Annotated in this window: 28 protein-coding genes and 1 tRNA gene; 20 read left to right on the top strand and 9 right to left on the bottom strand. The window is 50.0% G+C overall.

Annotated features, from left to right (window positions below; genetic code table 11):
* Window positions 1-212 precede the first annotated feature (212 nt).
* Window positions 213-284: transfer RNA gene (locus tag ACKFKF_RS30935), tRNA-Lys, on the top strand.
* Between the two features lie 128 nt (window positions 285-412).
* On the opposite strand, the gene ACKFKF_RS30930 is transcribed toward ACKFKF_RS30935, so the two are convergent.
* From ACKFKF_RS30930 to ACKFKF_RS30910, 5 genes are all read right to left on the bottom strand, one after another.
* Complete coding sequence (locus tag ACKFKF_RS30930) at window positions 413-1,507, bottom strand: site-specific integrase (protein ID WP_446871212.1); 1,095 nt, start codon at window positions 1,505-1,507, stop codon at window positions 413-415.
* Window positions 1,497-1,688 (bottom strand): hypothetical protein, encoded by a 192-nt coding sequence (locus tag ACKFKF_RS30925; RefSeq protein WP_446862216.1) that lies wholly within the window; start codon window positions 1,686-1,688, stop codon window positions 1,497-1,499. The genes ACKFKF_RS30930 and ACKFKF_RS30925 overlap by 11 nt, the downstream gene beginning before the upstream one ends.
* Window positions 1,681-1,872: a hypothetical protein gene (locus tag ACKFKF_RS30920; protein ID WP_446871211.1), complete on the bottom strand. Its 192-nt coding sequence runs from the start codon at window positions 1,870-1,872 to the stop codon at window positions 1,681-1,683. The genes ACKFKF_RS30925 and ACKFKF_RS30920 overlap by 8 nt, the downstream gene beginning before the upstream one ends.
* Window positions 1,865-4,621 carry an AAA family ATPase gene (locus ACKFKF_RS30915; RefSeq protein WP_446871210.1) on the bottom strand — a complete coding sequence of 919 codons (2,757 nt, stop codon included), beginning with the start codon at window positions 4,619-4,621 and terminating at the stop codon, window positions 1,865-1,867. Before ACKFKF_RS30915 ends, ACKFKF_RS30920 begins: the two co-directional genes overlap by 8 nt.
* 127 nt (window positions 4,622-4,748) lie before the next feature.
* On the bottom strand, window positions 4,749-4,961 hold the full coding sequence (locus ACKFKF_RS30910; protein WP_446871209.1) for a hypothetical protein: 213 nt from the start codon (window positions 4,959-4,961) through the stop codon (window positions 4,749-4,751).
* A 27-nt stretch (window positions 4,962-4,988) separates the two neighbouring features.
* Here ACKFKF_RS30910 and ACKFKF_RS30905 point away from each other — a divergent pair, with 27 nt between their 5' ends.
* Entirely contained in the window at window positions 4,989-5,186 is a 198-nt protein-coding gene (locus ACKFKF_RS30905; protein WP_446871208.1) for a type II toxin-antitoxin system HicB family antitoxin, read from the top strand.
* Entirely contained in the window at window positions 5,183-5,395 is a 213-nt protein-coding gene (locus tag ACKFKF_RS30900; protein ID WP_446871207.1) for a type II toxin-antitoxin system HicA family toxin, read from the top strand. The genes ACKFKF_RS30905 and ACKFKF_RS30900 overlap by 4 nt, the downstream gene beginning before the upstream one ends.
* Window positions 5,396-5,453: 58 nt before the next feature.
* Here ACKFKF_RS30900 and ACKFKF_RS30895 read toward each other — a convergent pair whose 3' ends face one another.
* From ACKFKF_RS30895 to ACKFKF_RS30885, 3 genes are read right to left on the bottom strand one after another with little or no spacing between them, the layout of a single operon-like run.
* Complete coding sequence (locus tag ACKFKF_RS30895; RefSeq protein ID WP_446871206.1) at window positions 5,454-5,882, bottom strand: hypothetical protein; 429 nt, start codon at window positions 5,880-5,882, stop codon at window positions 5,454-5,456.
* A gap of 7 nt (window positions 5,883-5,889) precedes the next feature.
* Window positions 5,890-6,216 carry a hypothetical protein gene (locus ACKFKF_RS30890; protein WP_446871205.1) on the bottom strand — a complete coding sequence of 109 codons (327 nt, stop codon included), beginning with the start codon at window positions 6,214-6,216 and terminating at the stop codon, window positions 5,890-5,892.
* Window positions 6,217-6,221: 5 nt separating this feature from the next.
* Window positions 6,222-6,596, bottom strand: a complete 375-nt coding sequence (locus ACKFKF_RS30885) for a hypothetical protein (protein ID WP_446871203.1) — start codon at window positions 6,594-6,596, stop codon at window positions 6,222-6,224.
* 193 nt (window positions 6,597-6,789) lie between these two features.
* On the opposite strand from ACKFKF_RS30885, the gene ACKFKF_RS30880 reads away from it, so the two are divergent.
* The 17 genes from ACKFKF_RS30880 to ACKFKF_RS30800 all read left to right on the top strand — a co-directional run bounded on the left by ACKFKF_RS30880 (window position 6,790) and on the right by ACKFKF_RS30800 (window position 14,986).
* Complete coding sequence (locus tag ACKFKF_RS30880; RefSeq protein ID WP_446862223.1) at window positions 6,790-7,053, top strand: helix-turn-helix domain-containing protein; 264 nt, start codon at window positions 6,790-6,792, stop codon at window positions 7,051-7,053.
* Window positions 7,054-7,183: 130 nt separating this feature from the next.
* Entirely contained in the window at window positions 7,184-7,438 is a 255-nt protein-coding gene (locus ACKFKF_RS30875) for a hypothetical protein (RefSeq protein WP_446871202.1), read from the top strand.
* Between the two features lie 28 nt (window positions 7,439-7,466).
* Window positions 7,467-7,685, top strand: coding sequence for a hypothetical protein (locus ACKFKF_RS30870; protein WP_446871201.1), 219 nt, complete (start codon window positions 7,467-7,469; stop codon window positions 7,683-7,685).
* Between the two features lie 55 nt (window positions 7,686-7,740).
* Window positions 7,741-7,950, top strand: a complete 210-nt coding sequence (locus tag ACKFKF_RS30865) for a hypothetical protein (protein WP_446871199.1) — start codon at window positions 7,741-7,743, stop codon at window positions 7,948-7,950.
* A 134-nt stretch (window positions 7,951-8,084) separates the two neighbouring features.
* Entirely contained in the window at window positions 8,085-9,125 is a 1,041-nt protein-coding gene (locus ACKFKF_RS30860) for a ParM/StbA family protein (protein ID WP_446871198.1), read from the top strand.
* On the top strand, window positions 9,122-9,328 hold the full coding sequence (locus ACKFKF_RS30855; RefSeq protein WP_446871196.1) for a hypothetical protein: 207 nt from the start codon (window positions 9,122-9,124) through the stop codon (window positions 9,326-9,328). The genes ACKFKF_RS30860 and ACKFKF_RS30855 overlap by 4 nt, the downstream gene beginning before the upstream one ends.
* A gap of 29 nt (window positions 9,329-9,357) precedes the next feature.
* A complete protein-coding gene (locus ACKFKF_RS30850; protein WP_446871195.1) occupies window positions 9,358-9,669 on the top strand; it encodes a hypothetical protein in 312 nt (103 codons plus the stop codon).
* A gap of 90 nt (window positions 9,670-9,759) precedes the next feature.
* Window positions 9,760-10,077 carry a hypothetical protein gene (locus tag ACKFKF_RS30845; protein WP_446871194.1) on the top strand — a complete coding sequence of 106 codons (318 nt, stop codon included), beginning with the start codon at window positions 9,760-9,762 and terminating at the stop codon, window positions 10,075-10,077.
* A 12-nt stretch (window positions 10,078-10,089) separates the two neighbouring features.
* Complete coding sequence (locus ACKFKF_RS30840; RefSeq protein ID WP_446871193.1) at window positions 10,090-10,218, top strand: hypothetical protein; 129 nt, start codon at window positions 10,090-10,092, stop codon at window positions 10,216-10,218.
* Window positions 10,215-10,742, top strand: coding sequence for a hypothetical protein (locus ACKFKF_RS30835; protein WP_446871192.1), 528 nt, complete (start codon window positions 10,215-10,217; stop codon window positions 10,740-10,742). The genes ACKFKF_RS30840 and ACKFKF_RS30835 overlap by 4 nt, the downstream gene beginning before the upstream one ends.
* Window positions 10,729-11,481 (top strand): hypothetical protein, encoded by a 753-nt coding sequence (locus ACKFKF_RS30830; protein WP_446871191.1) that lies wholly within the window; start codon window positions 10,729-10,731, stop codon window positions 11,479-11,481. Before ACKFKF_RS30835 ends, ACKFKF_RS30830 begins: the two co-directional genes overlap by 14 nt.
* A 67-nt stretch (window positions 11,482-11,548) precedes the next feature.
* Window positions 11,549-13,093 (top strand): hypothetical protein, encoded by a 1,545-nt coding sequence (locus tag ACKFKF_RS30825; RefSeq protein WP_446871190.1) that lies wholly within the window; start codon window positions 11,549-11,551, stop codon window positions 13,091-13,093.
* A complete protein-coding gene (locus ACKFKF_RS30820) occupies window positions 13,063-13,347 on the top strand; it encodes a hypothetical protein (protein ID WP_446871189.1) in 285 nt (94 codons plus the stop codon). Before ACKFKF_RS30825 ends, ACKFKF_RS30820 begins: the two co-directional genes overlap by 31 nt.
* A gap of 73 nt (window positions 13,348-13,420) precedes the next feature.
* On the top strand, window positions 13,421-13,666 hold the full coding sequence (locus tag ACKFKF_RS30815; RefSeq protein ID WP_446871188.1) for a hypothetical protein: 246 nt from the start codon (window positions 13,421-13,423) through the stop codon (window positions 13,664-13,666).
* On the top strand, window positions 13,663-13,830 hold the full coding sequence (locus tag ACKFKF_RS30810) for a hypothetical protein (protein WP_446871187.1): 168 nt from the start codon (window positions 13,663-13,665) through the stop codon (window positions 13,828-13,830). Before ACKFKF_RS30815 ends, ACKFKF_RS30810 begins: the two co-directional genes overlap by 4 nt.
* Before the next feature lie 23 nt (window positions 13,831-13,853).
* The gene (locus ACKFKF_RS30805; protein ID WP_446871186.1) at window positions 13,854-14,117 is read left to right on the top strand and encodes a hypothetical protein; all 264 of its coding nucleotides are present in this window, start codon (window positions 13,854-13,856) and stop codon (window positions 14,115-14,117) included.
* Window positions 14,118-14,227: 110 nt separating this feature from the next.
* Entirely contained in the window at window positions 14,228-14,986 is a 759-nt protein-coding gene (locus ACKFKF_RS30800; protein WP_446871185.1) for a hypothetical protein, read from the top strand.
* A gap of 201 nt (window positions 14,987-15,187) precedes the next feature.
* Here the strand turns inward: ACKFKF_RS30800 and ACKFKF_RS30795 are convergent.
* Window positions 15,188-15,543: hypothetical protein (locus tag ACKFKF_RS30795; protein WP_446871184.1), on the bottom strand; the 356-nt coding region annotated here is incomplete at its 5' end.

Raw genomic sequence — 15,543 nt, 5'->3', positions numbered from 1 at the left:
GGGGGCAGAAGCGCTGAAGACCGAAGCGAAAAACTCCCATCGAATTCACGTTAAAGGACAATCTACCCAAACCTTAAAATCGTAATATTGCAGCAAACTGGGATGAGAGATACCGACGACAAGAGGGTGCCGCCCAGACAGCATAGAAACTTTTTCGACCAGATCCACGAAGTGGTTTACGCTCAAAATGCTATGATGATGGTCTGATCCAAGGATGACTAGCGCAATGGTAGCGCATCGGACTCTTAATCCGCTGGTTCTGGGTTCGAGTCCCAGGTCATCCACTTTTTAAGATGAAAAAAAATAGGCTGAAATCCTTGTTTTAGAAGAACTTCAGCCTACTGGCAAAAACGATGAATATACCTGAATGTACCTAAACGTACCTGAATGACACGCCTTTTTTAGTCAAGATTTAGTCAAGGGGTGGTTTGGGGCGATCGCTGCGACTCATCATCAGGCGATAAGCCCGCTCGTGAACCTCATCGTTTATCCAGGCGTGATAGATACGAGAATGAACCGATAAACTGTGACCCATTTGTTGAGCCGCTAACTCAACCGGAAGGAAATCAATGCTCCGGACGGCCCAGCAGTGACGCAGGTCATAGGGCGTGAAAGGAATTTTGTAGCGCGTAAAAGCTTTTGTGACCCGACTGCCTAAATCTCGGTTTGTTTTCCCTGTGCAGACTGGAATGTTGGCGTTTGCCAGATTCCATTCATCGACCCACTCCGGATAGATCGGATAGACCCGCCTGGGGCCTGTCTTGGTTGCATCCATGATCGTCAAGATCGGCATTCGAGAGAAATCTAGATGAAAGACTTCATGATTTCTCAAGCCATACGCCGCCATCACCCCGTAAACCCATCGCCATGAATCGGAGGGAATCAAGCATCGATGCTGAACGATCGCTGCATCTGAAGGCAAATCACGCGGCTCGACACTACTGGATGAGTAATTCCCTCTCAATGACTTGAAATCAGCCTCTAGTCCTGCAAATTTGCCTAATGCAGTGCAAACCATCTCGGCTCGTTTCCTTGCCCTTGTATCGGACGCTTTAGAGAGGATATGACTTTTTAGCAGGTCGGATGTGAGAGAACGATCGCTTGGCAATTGTCGGAAGACTTGCAAGTATTCGGTCTCCCACGTTGTTTCTGACTTGGGCGTTCTAGCCCGTCGCTGGAAGTAGTCTTGCTCAAAGCGTTGAATCCAGTCAGCGATCGTCTCGGCTTCTGTATGCGGTTTTTTAACGTACAGAAGCCAATCGAACTGCTGACGATCGACCAGGGTTGCGACCAGGCGCGCCTCCTCTTCTGCCCTTTTCAATCCCGACGGCGTTGCGTTTATCCCTAAAGGAATGCGCTGCTGGTGGGGTTTGACGCGATTGGAGTCCGGGCGTGGTGGGAGTGATGCCCTGAGATAGAGTTTGCTTCCCACTCGCTCGATTCGGACTCTGATGTTGGCAGATTTGAGCCGCCCGTTTGCCTGGTTGATCTTTGGGTCAATCGTCATTTGGAGATAGGAGTAGGGCGATCGCTCTGACGTTCCAGAGGTACTCCGGACGCGAGGCTGTGGGGTTTTTGAGTCGATAGTGCTTGGGGTTGAGTACCTGCACCCTAAGTTTGCGGAGTTGCCGAGGGGATAGACCCAATAGCTCAGAGGCCTCTATAGTCGTTTTCCAGATGCTACTCATCGTCACCTCTGAGTAGTTCTAGCGGCTCCACATCCTGTGCGGCGATCGCTTGCTCGATTTCGCTGCATTCTTCCTCTAGAGATGTCCAGTCAATTTCAGGGACGGTTTCTTTAAGCAGGGAGACTGTCACTCGTAGTCTTTTGAGTCGTCTCTTGAGTTGAGCTTTGAGGAAGATATTATTCATTGCTTCCTTCCTCTGTTGCGGTGGGTCGCTCCAGGAAGAGCAAGTTGGATCGCTCATGCTTTTGGCTGACTTGCCAGCGATCGTTCTTCACCTCAATCAGTCCATCGGGAAGGAGTGTGATCACCGTCACTCGCTTTCCTGTAAATTGTCCGCTGCGAATTTCAACCTTGTCACCCAACTTCAAGGGCAGTGTGATTCGTTTTTTGCCTCGTCCGAGTGGGATGGGCAAGTCGCTCTCTAGCCTTGTGCCAGTTGATTCGGGAGATTCCCCGTTTGCGTCAATTTGCGCCAACAATGGCTTTTTGGGTAAGGGGGTTGTATCGCTTGCGGGGTATGGATTAGAGCCTTGCGCCAACAAGTTCCCTTTCTTTAGAAAGGATCGATCAATTTGCTCAGGATCGATCAAACCGTCGCTCACATCGTCTGAAACCCTTGCTGTGTCTAGATCGCTTTTTTGATCGATCCGCGCGGTTTGCGCCAACTTTGATCGATCCAGATTGTTTTGATCGATTAAATCACTGGATTTTTTGCCTAAAAGACTTACAGCGTCCGGGTTTGCGGTTTGCGCCAACAAGTTCCCTTTGTTTAGAAAGGATCGATCAATTTGTTCAGAATCGACCAAAACGTCAGATGTGCCAGTTTGCGGAGAGGAGTTATCAGAAGGTAAATCTTCTTTTTTCTCTTCTTGATCTCTTTCGTTGATCGATCCTGACGAATTGATCGATCTTTTTGCGAAATCCCCATATAAAACTTTTTGTTGGCGCAAGCTTGTAGCCCTTTCCCCGTCTACGTTTGGCTGTGCCAACACATGATCTAATTGTTGGCACAAGTTGGCGCTGCGTTTATAGCGCGCTGGACGGTTTCCTCTGCCTCCTTCTTTGATCACTAAGTCGTCTGCCTGTAAGCGATACAGCGTCGTGCTGACTGATCCAGCGTTGAAATTTAGCGCCGCCGCAATTTCAGAAACCGTTCCTTCTCCCATCAAATTGAGGTGATCAATGATTTGTTCTCGCATATCGCGATCGATACGCGGGTTCCAATTTCCCATCAATCGCCATTCGAGGGTCTCTGGGTTGATTCGCACTTTGATGTCAGCCCGATCGCTGTAGCCGTTTTCTGCAATCAGGCGATAGCAGTCGTTGTCTGGAATCATGGCGATCGCTCCTCTAGCGGTCGATCTAATAGCCCCAGACCCCCGAATCAAGTCGAAAATATCCTCACCCTGTTCAGCTACACCCTTACTCATGTGGTGGGTGAAGAGGATACAGACTCCTAACTCTTTGGCCATCTCCTGAAGCGGCTCTAAGACTCTGCTGAGTTCTGCGCTGCTCTCTTTATTTCCGTCGTCTCGAATGCGGCTGAAAGTGTCCAAGAATATGACTCTCAGGTCGTCAATTCCTTCTGCAATCTCTCTCAGATGGTCAAGTTCTGAAAGTTTGAATTTATCGAGCCAGTAGACGGGTAAACCTTCTCCCCATCCCTGTGCGATTTGTCTGCGTTTGACTTTGGTTTCGCTGTCTTCCAGGTTTACGTAGAGAACGGAACCCTGAGTCACGGGACGATCCAGGAACTTACCACCACTAGCTACCGCCTTGGCTAACGTCATGCAGAAGATCGATTTACCGCCGCGTGGTGGCATCGCTAGTACAAAAAGTTCGTCGGCGGTGAGCAGGTCGGGCACCAAAAATTCTGTGTAGTCAGGTGCTCTTGCTAATAATTCGTCGTTGGTGATTAGCCTGTCTCTCAGGGGATTGTGCGGTTTTTTGACAATATCTTGAGGGGCCACTGCTTTTCCGGCTGCCTGAATGAAGTCCTCAATTTTGTAGCCCTGGTCAAGGGCGTTGGATACGTCCCAGCCTTTTACGTCGCAATCCGCAGGCATTGGAACCAAGGCGATTTTGCCGCGCGCTGCTTTGCAGATACCGCTAGGGTCGCTCAATGCCGCCGCTACTTTTCTGGCTCCGTCGTCACCGGGGATGGTGCCGTTTTTGGTGGGTTTGTCGTTTCTGTCGTAAAAGATGCTGACGGCACCGGGTAGCAGGTCTAGCTGATCTGGTAGTGGAACGGTGCCACAGCCGCAAGTGAAGCAGGCGACAGCGATCGGCTTGTCAGCTTTTCTCATTTCCCAACCGAGTCGCATTGCGTCCCATTCCCCTTCGCAGAGGTAGGTCTCGGTCGCTTCGGCTGGGAGCCAGGTAAACCAAGTTCTAGCGGGAATGCCTTTTTGCACCCACGCTTGATAGCCGTCTGGCTGCTCTGATGGGTCAAGCCAGGGCGCAACTCGTTTCTTTTGGTAGTAAGCGGTGCCGTCGTGGTTGGGGAAGGGGATAGCGATCGCCGGAACTGACTTTTTGTTTTTGCCTAAGACCGATCGTGTGATGCCTAACTCGTATCGGGCGATCATTTCGTCGGTGATGCCTCTGTCATGCAGCCATTTCTTTGCGGGCCCGTCAGATTTCATCAGCGTTTCGTGTGCTGCTTTTTTCTGTTGTGGCGAGACGGTGACGGGTTTTGAGGGTGTATGACTTGCCAGTGCCGTTGGCACGATGACATCTTTGGAGACTCCCAATGCAGAGCGGATGTCGTCAGGGGTGCATCCTGCGTGGCATTTGTAAGCGCCGTCTGTGTCTGGCACTATAGCCAGATTTAGATTTTTGTGATCTGACCCCTTTGAGAGGGTGCAGGATGGACAGATCGCACGTCCTTTCGCGTTAAATTGGACGTGTTGGCGAATGTCGAATCTAGTCATTGTCAGTGTTTTCCCTGTATCGGTGACATGGTTTCGTCGTTCAAAATTAGAGCCGCGTTGATACGCTGCTCCTGTTGTAGAAAAACCTGACCGAATGCCCTGGTAAGCGTGGTCAGGTTTTTTGTTGTCAATTCTCGTGAGTGTGTGGCGTTCCAATTGAGACGATCGTTGTCTCGGTGGGGTATTTCTCCCCACAGGTGGCGCATTCCAATCCCTGCTCAACAGGTACGCCTTCGTCGAATGAGATGTAGTTGCGGAAATTTCTCGAAACGCAGAGGGGGCAATGTCCGGAGGGATAATGTCTGAGTCGATCGGCGTTGCTGATATCTAGAAAGTTCATAATGAGGTCAGTGAAAGAGGTTGGATGATGTTCAACATTGAGCTTGAGCGAGAAGATGATCGTCGCTGGATCGCTGAGGTTGCAGATTTGCCGGGTGTGCTGGCTTATGGGCAGACGAGGGAGGAGGCGATCGCCAGTGCAAAGGCGTTAGCGCTGAGAGTGCTGGCTGACAGGATTGAGCATGGTGAATCGGTGCCTGAATCCATTTCGTTTGTTGCCGCATGAGCCAGTGGTCATCGTCGAAGGCTAGAAAGGTTCTAGCGGCACTACTCCGAACTGGTTGGAGTGTTAAGCGCCAGGTCGGTTCTCATCAGGTCTTAGAGCGTGAGGGATGGGAGGACTACATTTTTGCGTTTCATGATGGGGATGAAATTGGCCCAAAGATGTTGGCGAGAATTGCCAAGAAGACAGGGTTGGAGCCTGATGATTTGTAGGCATGGGTTAATTTCCGATCGATAAAAACAAAAGTCAATTTCTGCGATCGCTCTCCCCTCACTCAGGAAGGCGATCGCTTTTTTGTTGGGAAAGGTGAGGCGCGTCAAAAATCATGAACTCGAAATAGTAGTCGTCTCGGTCTGCCAGCCTGTTTTGGAGGTAGATGGATCGCAAAATTGGGATGGAATACTTCTGATAAGCACGTCGCACAAGGTTGACAATTCTGCTGTGCTGTTTGCGGTTTGATTTCCATCGATCGCCCGTCTTAATAGGGGGGATCGATGATGGACGTGACTTCCTCGCTGATGCCCCAATCGACTTTCCTTTCTTTCCTCTTAACGCTGGATAGCGGTTCATGAGGTCTTCGACGCGCTGCTCTTCTTCGGTTAGCTCAAAAGTGAAAAATGCGATTTGATAGCCGCCTGGAATGGGCTGTGCGTATAAATCCTTCACTTCTGTCGATTCGGAAAACTTGAGGGTTGGCATGACTCATTTATGGGATGAGGGATGAGACTTTTGATCGGGGCACTTGCACTTCGTGGAGAAGATCGCTCCACATGTAGCGCACCACAACACAAGTCGGTGGACAGTAGGGGATTTCTGCGACGGTGGCGACGATCGCTCTCATTTGCCCATCCAGGTAGAGGGAAAGAGAGACTGCCGTCCCGAAGGGCAGTTTTTCTGTAGTGCCTAGCTTTTTGCACTTGCCCAAATATTTGAGAACGCGCTGTTTGACCTTTTTGGTCTCTGGGTCACGGTAGTTTTCGACGAGGTATTCGTAGCTGTGCCCTTTGACTGTTTTGGTGCGGATGAATGACATCGCGGTTAGTCGAAACCGTTGCGCCGGAAGCTTGGTTCATCCTCTTCCCGATCGATCTCATCGTCGTCGTCATCGTCGTCTGAGTATTCGTGAAAGCTTGGCTCTGGGCCGTCGTCAACCTCCAGACTCTCTTGGAGTGCAACCAAGACGGCTGACTGTTGATCGACAGGCAACTGCCCAAACAACCTGTAAATCTCTCGTTCGATCGCGTCCAGGATGATCGGCTTGGGGTTGGCTTGTTGTGGGTTGGTCAAAACCACGTCGTAACCAATCGCTTCTAACGCTTCTTGTCTGGCTTTCCAGTCTGGCTCTGCTTCTCGCTCAAATGCGGCAAAGTCAATCTCAAAAGTGCTGTCATCTGTCATTTTTTCTTGGGTCATAGGTCTCCGTGTAAGGGGTTGAGCGAGTGAAAGGTATAGAGAAACCCTTTCCTGTCGCTTTTTCTCAGATCATGGTGAAAGCCCCACAGGGAGGACGGCAAATCTGCCCTGCGGGGATGTTCAACAATCAACTAAGCGTCTAAATGAACCATCTAAATGTTTCCTATAGACGTTTAGTCTATTTCACTGTACTATGGATTCAGAGAAAAGCAACCTATGGGAGGAAGGCGTGTCCCCTTTAAAAACAATCCGCCAGCTACTCAAGCTGACTCAAAAGGAGTTCGCACAACGAATTGATTCCGATCAGAACATTGTGAGTCGATGGGAAAGAGGTCTGGCTGAGGCAACTTTCACCGTCGCTCAAATTAAGGCTCTAACCGAGCTAATAACGGATTTGGGCCTGACGTGGAGAGATATGCCTGACAGCTTTCGCCCACACACAGACGAAAATCGCTGAAGCGTTATTTCACACTCCAGCGACAATTACGACCATTTAAGTTAGGAAAATTTTGAATCCAGGGCGGAGATTCCCGCCTCCCCCTGGGTGCCCCACAGCAGACGTTTACCCAACTGTAGAGGACTCAATTATGTCTGAGTTTGGATTCATCATTCAACAAAAAGGTCGATCGCTCCTAAGTCGTGGGAGTGTTCGGCTTTTTTTGTTGGTAGTTTCGCTGTCACTTGTTTTAGCGATCGCTCCTCAAGCTGTGGCTGCTTTCGTCCCCAACCCCAATCCCATCCCTGAAAGAACGGGGGGAGCCGGAGGGCGACTCACCGATACACCACCAGACAATCTGCTTGCCAAACGGGCAAGTGGAAGAAAGGACGGCGGGAAAGCGTAAAGGACTCAGCACACTTAGGAGAATTTCAATGACTAAGCACCAAAGATACGACCTAACTTTCGCACTTGACTGCCTCAACGACCTGATTGAGCAGGGTCATCAGTTTTCTAAAGCTGTCGATATGACGCTTGAGTTTGTGGCAGTCGATCGCACCAAACTGATTGCTTTTTACGACTCGCAAGACCCTCATAGGTGGGCTGTGATCGCAGAGATTAACGCCATGTTCAAGTTCCAAAAGGCTAGTTAGCCACCTCTCAGGTGAGAGCGATCGACTTTTTTGTTTGAACACTTAGGAGGATTTCATGCGTATTAGAGCGCAGTTTGACTGCACCCAAAGAGAACTAGTAGTAGACATAGCTCGGCTTGTCTATGCGTCTCACGGATACCAACTCCCCCAAGATCTGATGTATTTGTGGCGATCTCAGCACCCGACAGAGCAGGGAGTATTAGCAGTCTCAGAGCAGATTTTCGAGATGTTTTATGGGGATTCCCCAGACTATTCCGACGAGTGAAAAGGCTAATTAGTCGCCTTAGTCCTGAAAAGTCTTCTCAAGCCTTCTCAAGCCTTCTCAAGGCTCCTCAAGCCTTTTTCGGTCTAACCCCCAAAAACAACTCAAACACTTACCTAACAAAGGACTCAGCCAAAATGACCACAATCACCAATGTTTTGACCACAGACTCAGAAAGTCTTACCGAGTCTTTAGGAGCCTCCTCAAGCCTAAATATTGCAGTCGGATTAGACGTAGGCAACGGAGGAGTAAAACTGTACTCCGGAATGGGTGAAATCCTGATGGAGAGCTATCTTCACTTCCCTCGCGATCGTTACACCTCTGCTGTAAATGGATATGTCGAATACCTGGCTGGCGATCGCTCAGACCTGGTAGGAAAACATTGGATGGGTGGCATTGGAGCGTACTACGCAGACCCCGTTGCAATCAGCAGAACTGTTGACTCACGAGATGGAAAAGTAGCCCAATGTTTGCAATTACTGCTCAGTGCCCTTTCTCTTTTCCCCTACAGAGCCGAACTAAATCTGAACATTGCCGCATCCGTTCACGACGGCAAAACGTTTGGCAAACAAATCAGACAGGCTTTAGAAGGAACTCATCGGGTCAAGCTGCGCGGCAAAGAATGCACCGTTAATGTTCAGCTTTCCTACGTCGTAGAAGAAGGTTCAGGCGTGGCGATCGCTCTATTGCAGAAATGCGATTTTTCAAACGCCCTGCTTTTCGACTTTGGCAACGGAACCGCTATTTTTAGCAGTTTCACCGGAGTACAGATGACCGATCGTCAGTTCTCAGTTGATTCGGGTGTTGAAGGACTGATTAGCGCGATCGCCAACTCCGACTCTGTTCGCAAAGCGCTGCTCAAGCCAGCCGACAAGCATCTGATTCGTGCAGGCATTGAGAAAGGAGACTTTTCCTACGGCACCCAGCGACCCGATTGGAACTTCAGAGAAGCTTATGCGGCTGAATTCCCAAACTGGTTTAAGCGCGGGATGCTCCCATTTGTGAAGGCTGTTGAAAACCGGATGCCGTCAGCTTCGGCTGTGCTGGCTGTCGGCGGTGGTGCAATGCTCCCAGGCGTGAAATCGGCTCTCGCACAGAAGGGCATCACCGTCCCCGATTCCCCTCGCTGGGTAAATGCTCAGGGCTTATACATGCTGGCACTGAGGGCAAACAAATGAGGCTCTACATCACCAAAAAACATCACCAGCAACTACTAACCGGTCTGGCTGCCCAACTCGGTTCTGACAGCCCAACCGACGCGCTAGAACACATCCTCAACTGTTGGACAGTTCTCCCGCCGTCGTCCACTCCGCAAGTTTCTCAAAGCGCCCCTCTAGAGGGCAAGACCGACGATCCGCTTGCTGGCTTAGGCCAGTTCTAACCATTCACAAACCATTAGGAGACCTTCAAATGAACCCCGTTAACCACTATTTCGACACCCTTGAAGACGACATTGCCGAACTGATTGGCACCTACGGCGATCGCCTCGAACGAATGATCGAGGCAAGTCGCTACGGACTGCTGTTAGCTCTCTCCAGCAAGGTTTACGCCTGCAAAACAGGAGTTTACGCAGAAGACCTGTACGGACTGACTGAGGCTGCTGAAGACTGCCTTGGCGATGTTTCGCACGAAGCTCACGAAGATCTACCCGACATTTTGCAGACCCTAGAGGACATTTCCTCAGACGATGCCTTCAGACTCATCGCCTTCCTGAGTCAGTAAATTGCATCAAAAAGCCGTCCCAAATACCACACCCAGGACGGCTCTACCTCTCAAACAACCGCAAATCAATCATTCGGAGATATTTCAACCATGCCTGAATTAAGAACTGCCAACACGGTCGGCTTTTATGTTGATGGTCACTGCATCTCTGAGCTAGAGAAAGCCTACGGCGCTCATCTGGAGGAAATGTTTATCAACGATCGGAACGCCCTGATGGTTATCCTTGCTCATTTCGTCTACGTAAATAGCATTCCGATGTGGGAGGGAACGCCGCTTCATGTCGTAGCCGAAGAGGTTATCTCAGAAGACCGCGATCTCACCTCTGACCAGTTTTGCGACATCCTGGAAACCCTCGAAAGCATTGAGGTTTGGCAGGCGAGAGGCTTGTTAAACGCCATCAGCAGTTGAGAGGGCAAACCAATGACTGACTACTCAAAACGGCTCATAGCCTGGTTTGTCGTGATGTGGCTTTGCTTTGGTGGATGCCTCGCCATTCAATACTTCACAGGCTTTCCTATCAAGCTTCTGCAACAGGAGGTCAAACGGTGAATCACCCATTCATCATCAACAAACGATTTGCCGTCCGCCTGACCTTTGTTTTCGCCCTCCTGATTGGTGCCACGGTACATCAGACATCACTCCAGCGCTGGCAAGCCAGCCTAGCTGAATCTCAGTCAAAAGCCAACGAAGCAAAATCCAGTGAAACCGAAGCGAGAGAGCGATCGAAGCAGGTTGGCTCTGAGACTAAAATCGCTCTCGATCGAGCCAAAGAAGGCTGTCAGCCGATCGTGTTGACCCAAAACAACAAGCCAGCCAGATTTCAAAAAGACCTGCGCGTGTTTGACGCTCAAACCTTCCCCGCCAATCCAAAGACCCCGCGATTCGACAAATCTGGCAACCCAATCAACGGGGTTGAGTATCTGCCAGAGGGTTTGACCATCTGCAACGAGTTTGGAGACACCGCGATCGTCGGCTTTGACGGTGCAATCACCGACATCAAGCGAGTCAGCCGCGCACAGTTACCAGAATTCATCAAGTCCTACAACCAGGTAAAAAAACATGGCAGTCCGTAACCCTTCCAACCAAGCCACAAACAACCAAGCTGCAAATAGCCAGCAAGCCACAAACAACCAGCGCCCAAACAACCAGACTGAATGGGTCTATTACAGCCCCAAGCGCTCAAACCTCCGGTATGTGGGCTATTTCATCTACTTTGTCTGCGGCATTCTCATCGCCTACTCCGTCGTTCCGTGGCAGTCAGCAGGGAATGCGATCGGAACCGCGATCGTCTCCCTCCCTCTCGTCAAGCAACTTCAGACCGTTCCACTCTTGGGCTTGCTCGTCAGCTTGATTGCCTGGATTTTGCCCAACCTCATGTCAGTCTTGCTGTGGGGACTGGCTCAGTTGATCGAAATCACCCCTGTCCTGCTGCATGACACCGAGATTTACAATGCTGTCCTTGACCAATTGCGTACTCAGCAAGTTGTCAAGTCGGGTGACAGCGAGGCTGTAGCCAAGTTTCAGAAGAAGATTTCCCACTACCTGATCGCCATCTTCAGAAACATTGGACTCTATGCCGCGCTTGCCTACGTCGCAGAAGTCACGGTGAACGTCTGGTACTACTTGCCCTACGGAAATGGCTGGGACGACTTCATTCAAGACTTTGGGGTGTGGGATGCCTCCCTCATCAAGTGGGGTGCTTTCTTCTTGATGCTTGGGTCGATCGGCATTGTCGAAATCCTGGTGCTGTTCATGCTGAATGTTCACAGGTTGTTTAAGGCAATCACACCGCGAACTGAACGCAGAATCTAGTTAAAGCGAAAGGGCAAGGTATCTGACACTTTGCCCTTTCTTGTCCCTATCCGCCCTGATAGAAACTATGACCAACCTTATCAAATCGCTCTCTCCTCAAGAGTTGCAATCCTGGAACGTGCGCCCTGACAGCAAAGTTGAATACTACGATGGCAAAATCTTAGTCGTGAGTGACCCAGAGCCAGAAGCGCCGTTTGGAGTCGCCGCCAAAGCAGGAACGGCCCTCCTGTTTGGAATTGCCGTTTTTACTCACGCCCCACTAGTCGGCGTGGTTTTTGGTGCCTACGCCGTCGCCAAGGTATTGGGCACCGTTAGCGATCTCTATGGCGGTGACAACGCCCTGATGACACGCCTAGAGCAGGATTTGGGACTCAGCGAACCGCCAGCCGCCGAATCTCCAGCCATCGGTACCAACACCCGATTAGGAGCGATCGATGTTCCCGCCGTCGCACCTGGACTTGAGGCAAATCCTGAAACACCAACACAATCAACATCAGAAAAATCGGTTAGCGACCAGGCGCTATTCAACCCCGCGATCGACCTTGGGCAGAATCCGCAATCAGCTTTGATCGCTGGCATCCCTGGCAGTGGGAAGGGGATGGTCGTCTCGAATGCGTTGAGGGTCTTGAAGCAGAAGCATTCCGCGCTAAAGGTCTTTGTGATTGATCCCAAGTTTGACCCTAATGAACGTGGCTATTGGGATTCCGTCGCAGACACATATCGAGGTAAAGCTTTTGAGGACTTAGACGACGCTGATGAGGGCGCTAGTTGGATTCTGAGTTGTCTGAGGGAGTTTCAAAAGTTGCCAGCGCCCAAGCTTTTGATCTTTGATGAATCCCTCAATGTTTCTAACGTCTTGGGTCTAGCGGATAAGGAGATGAGAGCGCCTCAAAAAGTGAAACTGATGCTTTCCAGTGCCATTACAGGAGGCGATTCTAGGGGCATTTGGGTTTGGGTGCTAGGTCAGTCGGTTCAAGTACAGGATTTGCCTTTCAACGGAGGCGTGAGAGGTAATCTGAGAGTGCTAGCGATCGTCAGTGAAAAAAACCTCACTGCAATTGAGCCACTACTTTCAACAAAACTGATTCCCTCGCCATCTGGGGGTGTTAGCGAATTGAGAAGACTGATTGAAGCCTCACCGTGCAACCGATGCTTTTTTGATGGCAAATCGTCGCGCTGGCTACCGATGCCTAAGCTTGAAAATTACTCTGGTTTTGATAGGGACAATCGCACGATTGAGGCAGAGCCAACTATCACAAATAATCAACCAGCATCTAATCAAAAGAAACCTGCTGAGGCTCCACAACAAAACGAACCGAAGAACCCAGTTGATCGGCTCAATAAAATGTTTAGCGCTGATGCCTATGTGCCTCCACATGAGGAAGGAGATGAAATAGGGATTGAAATGGCTGGCACCATTCTCAAGCTGGCAGATGAGATAACAAAATACATCAAGTCCAGACCTGATGTAACTCTCTGGAACCCTAAGTCGATCACCAGGGCAAACAGCAAGTTTAGAAGGCACAGTGAACATACCTTGACCAAGGCTTTTCAAATACTCGCCCTGACGGATGAGGGCGAATGGGATGGAGAAAACTTCAAGCCTGTCTAGAGCCTTTTTCTAACACTAACTGTCTTTGTGTGTCGCTGTGTCGTGTCGTGTCAATTAACCCCAAAACGGCTTGTGTCTACGGCGTGTCAGCCGACACAAGCGACACGACACGACACGACACACTCGACACATGTTTAGACACACGAACAGACACAACCCGACACAGAAATCGACACACTCTACAAACTGCCCATCAAATTATTAGTCAGGCACTCAACAATGAGCGAATTAGAGCCGATTCAATGGTCTATTAACATTCAGAAACTCAAGCAAACGAGAGTTTACGTTTCTTGCGTCTGCAATCTGCCAAATGAGGTTAGAGCTAGGATGTCTGCAACTGATGTTATCAAGTCTCAGGGGACGTTTTTATTAGGCTTCAGCACGTTCCCTTCAGTCGGTGAAGTCTTCCCCTATCAGGGGCAATTCTGGAAGATTGCAAGCATCATACAGTTCCCTCACCGCTACAAAACGAGGGAAACGAAATACCCTGCAATCGCTCAACTTGAATGGGTTAGTAGTTACGAATCGATTGAGAGTATTTTGATGCAATATCTAAATCTGGAGACAGAATGAAGCGACTCAAAAATACTGAGCATGACCAACTACCAATAGATGAACTGCTACCAGAAGCCGAGCTAACCACACCCCATCCTGTCAAAACACTTCTCAAGAAAGAGCCGCTTTACCGACGCAGAAAAAACCTCCCCAGAGGACAATCTAGAGAGGCTTATCATTGAAGATGATTTGTTGAAACTCCATTATGACTGACACACCAGACCAGCCAGCCAATTTAAGCGATCGCGTCCAGTCTCTAGAGGTTGACATGCTTGATGTCAAAATCTCCCTTAATCGCCTCATTGATGCCTTCTACCAGAACAATCAAAACGTGACCAACGCGATCGAGCGAATGTCAGAAGTTCAGATTCAAACCATGACAGTGATAACTGAAATCCAGTCCGAGGTTAGGGGACTGCAAACAGAGAACCGCCGCATTTTGGAGATACTGAGCCGCGATCGGGAATGAAGCGATCGTCCCGACTTGCCAAATTGGGAATTGTATAAATAAAGACCCCTCCTACGTCCATATGCAAGAGGGGTTTTTGTTTGCTCGACCCTGATACCTCATTATTCCCAATGCTAGAGACTCTCATCCAGATAATTCCCATCCTGTTGACCATCTCGTTTTTTGTTCTGATCTTCTGGCTCTTCATCCTCGCTTGCCAGAAGTCAAAACGTCAGCCGCCTCGCGTTTATCCGTCTGTCCGTCCTCGTCTACCTTACGGGCCACCAGAGAAGCGACGCATTGAGTACAGCCCAGTCACGCCTGGTAGCCAACAATATCAAAAAAAACCAGCTAGACCAAAAGCTGAGGTGAAGAGACCGATCGCACCAGCGCCACAAGCGGAAGTGAAGAAACCAGAGTCAACGATCGAACCGATTCAATACAGTCCAGTCACACCTGGTAGCCAGCAGCATCAAAAAGAGCCAGCTAAACCAAAAGCTGAGGTGAAGAAGCCGATCGCACCGCCGCCAAAAACTGAAGCAAAGAAGCCAGAGCCGCCGATCTCTCCGAGTTGCCCGCAAGGGGTCGCTCCTCAACATCCGGTTGAAATTTCCACATCCAGCCAGCCAGCCGCCCCGCTGCCGCAAACTCGAAAGCCGTCTATCCCAATTCCAGACTCTATCAACTCAAGCAGACTCAGAGAACTGGCAACTAAGAAACCAACGATCGCTGTTAACCGTGGAGCGCCTTACAAAGTCCTGCTACTGCTGCATGGCGATCGAAAAGCCGCCGATCGCCTCTTCGCGCAAGTTAGCTTTATGAACCCCGGCAAATCAGAGAAATGGTGCTGGGACAAGGTTCAGTGGGATATTGAGCGCGATCGGCTCTAAATTCTCTGAATGGAGACAGAAGGATTTCACGGGGCCGATATAGTCCCATCCCCGGTGGAGGCAACTCGACGGCGAATTTCATCAGCTATCCCCTCCATCGCTAGAGCCGTTGTCAAATCCCCTTTGAGATGGCAGACAGCTAAAAGCAGCCTCAAAATGGACTTCTCTGTTCCGACGTCGATTGGGTCTATCGATTGGTTTTTACTCGTCATTTCCCTTCTTCCGCTTGTAGCCCAAAATTCCTGAGATGGTCTGTCCACGTTCCCCTAAAAGCAGATTGAAGCAGGCGTTTAACGTCTTAAAGTCGTCGCTCAATCCGTCGATCTCTGCGATGAGTTGAGCGATCGACTGCTGCATCTGTTCCTGATTGCGCTTGAGATGTTGAAAGTCACGCTCTGCTGCATAGCGTTTCTTTTCGCCCTCTCCGTACCATCTGAGCATCCCCCAAACGCCGCCGCCCACACCAGCTAGAAACGTCAGGATTGAAATTATATTGCTGATCTTAACGTGAGTTCGATGGACTAAAAAATGGCAGGGGGCAGAGCCGGCAAGCCTTT

This window comes from Phormidesmis sp. 146-12 (genome assembly GCF_052939495.1).
The sequence above is the reverse complement of the archived record's forward strand: the minus strand, read 5'-3'. Positions and strand labels throughout refer to the sequence as shown.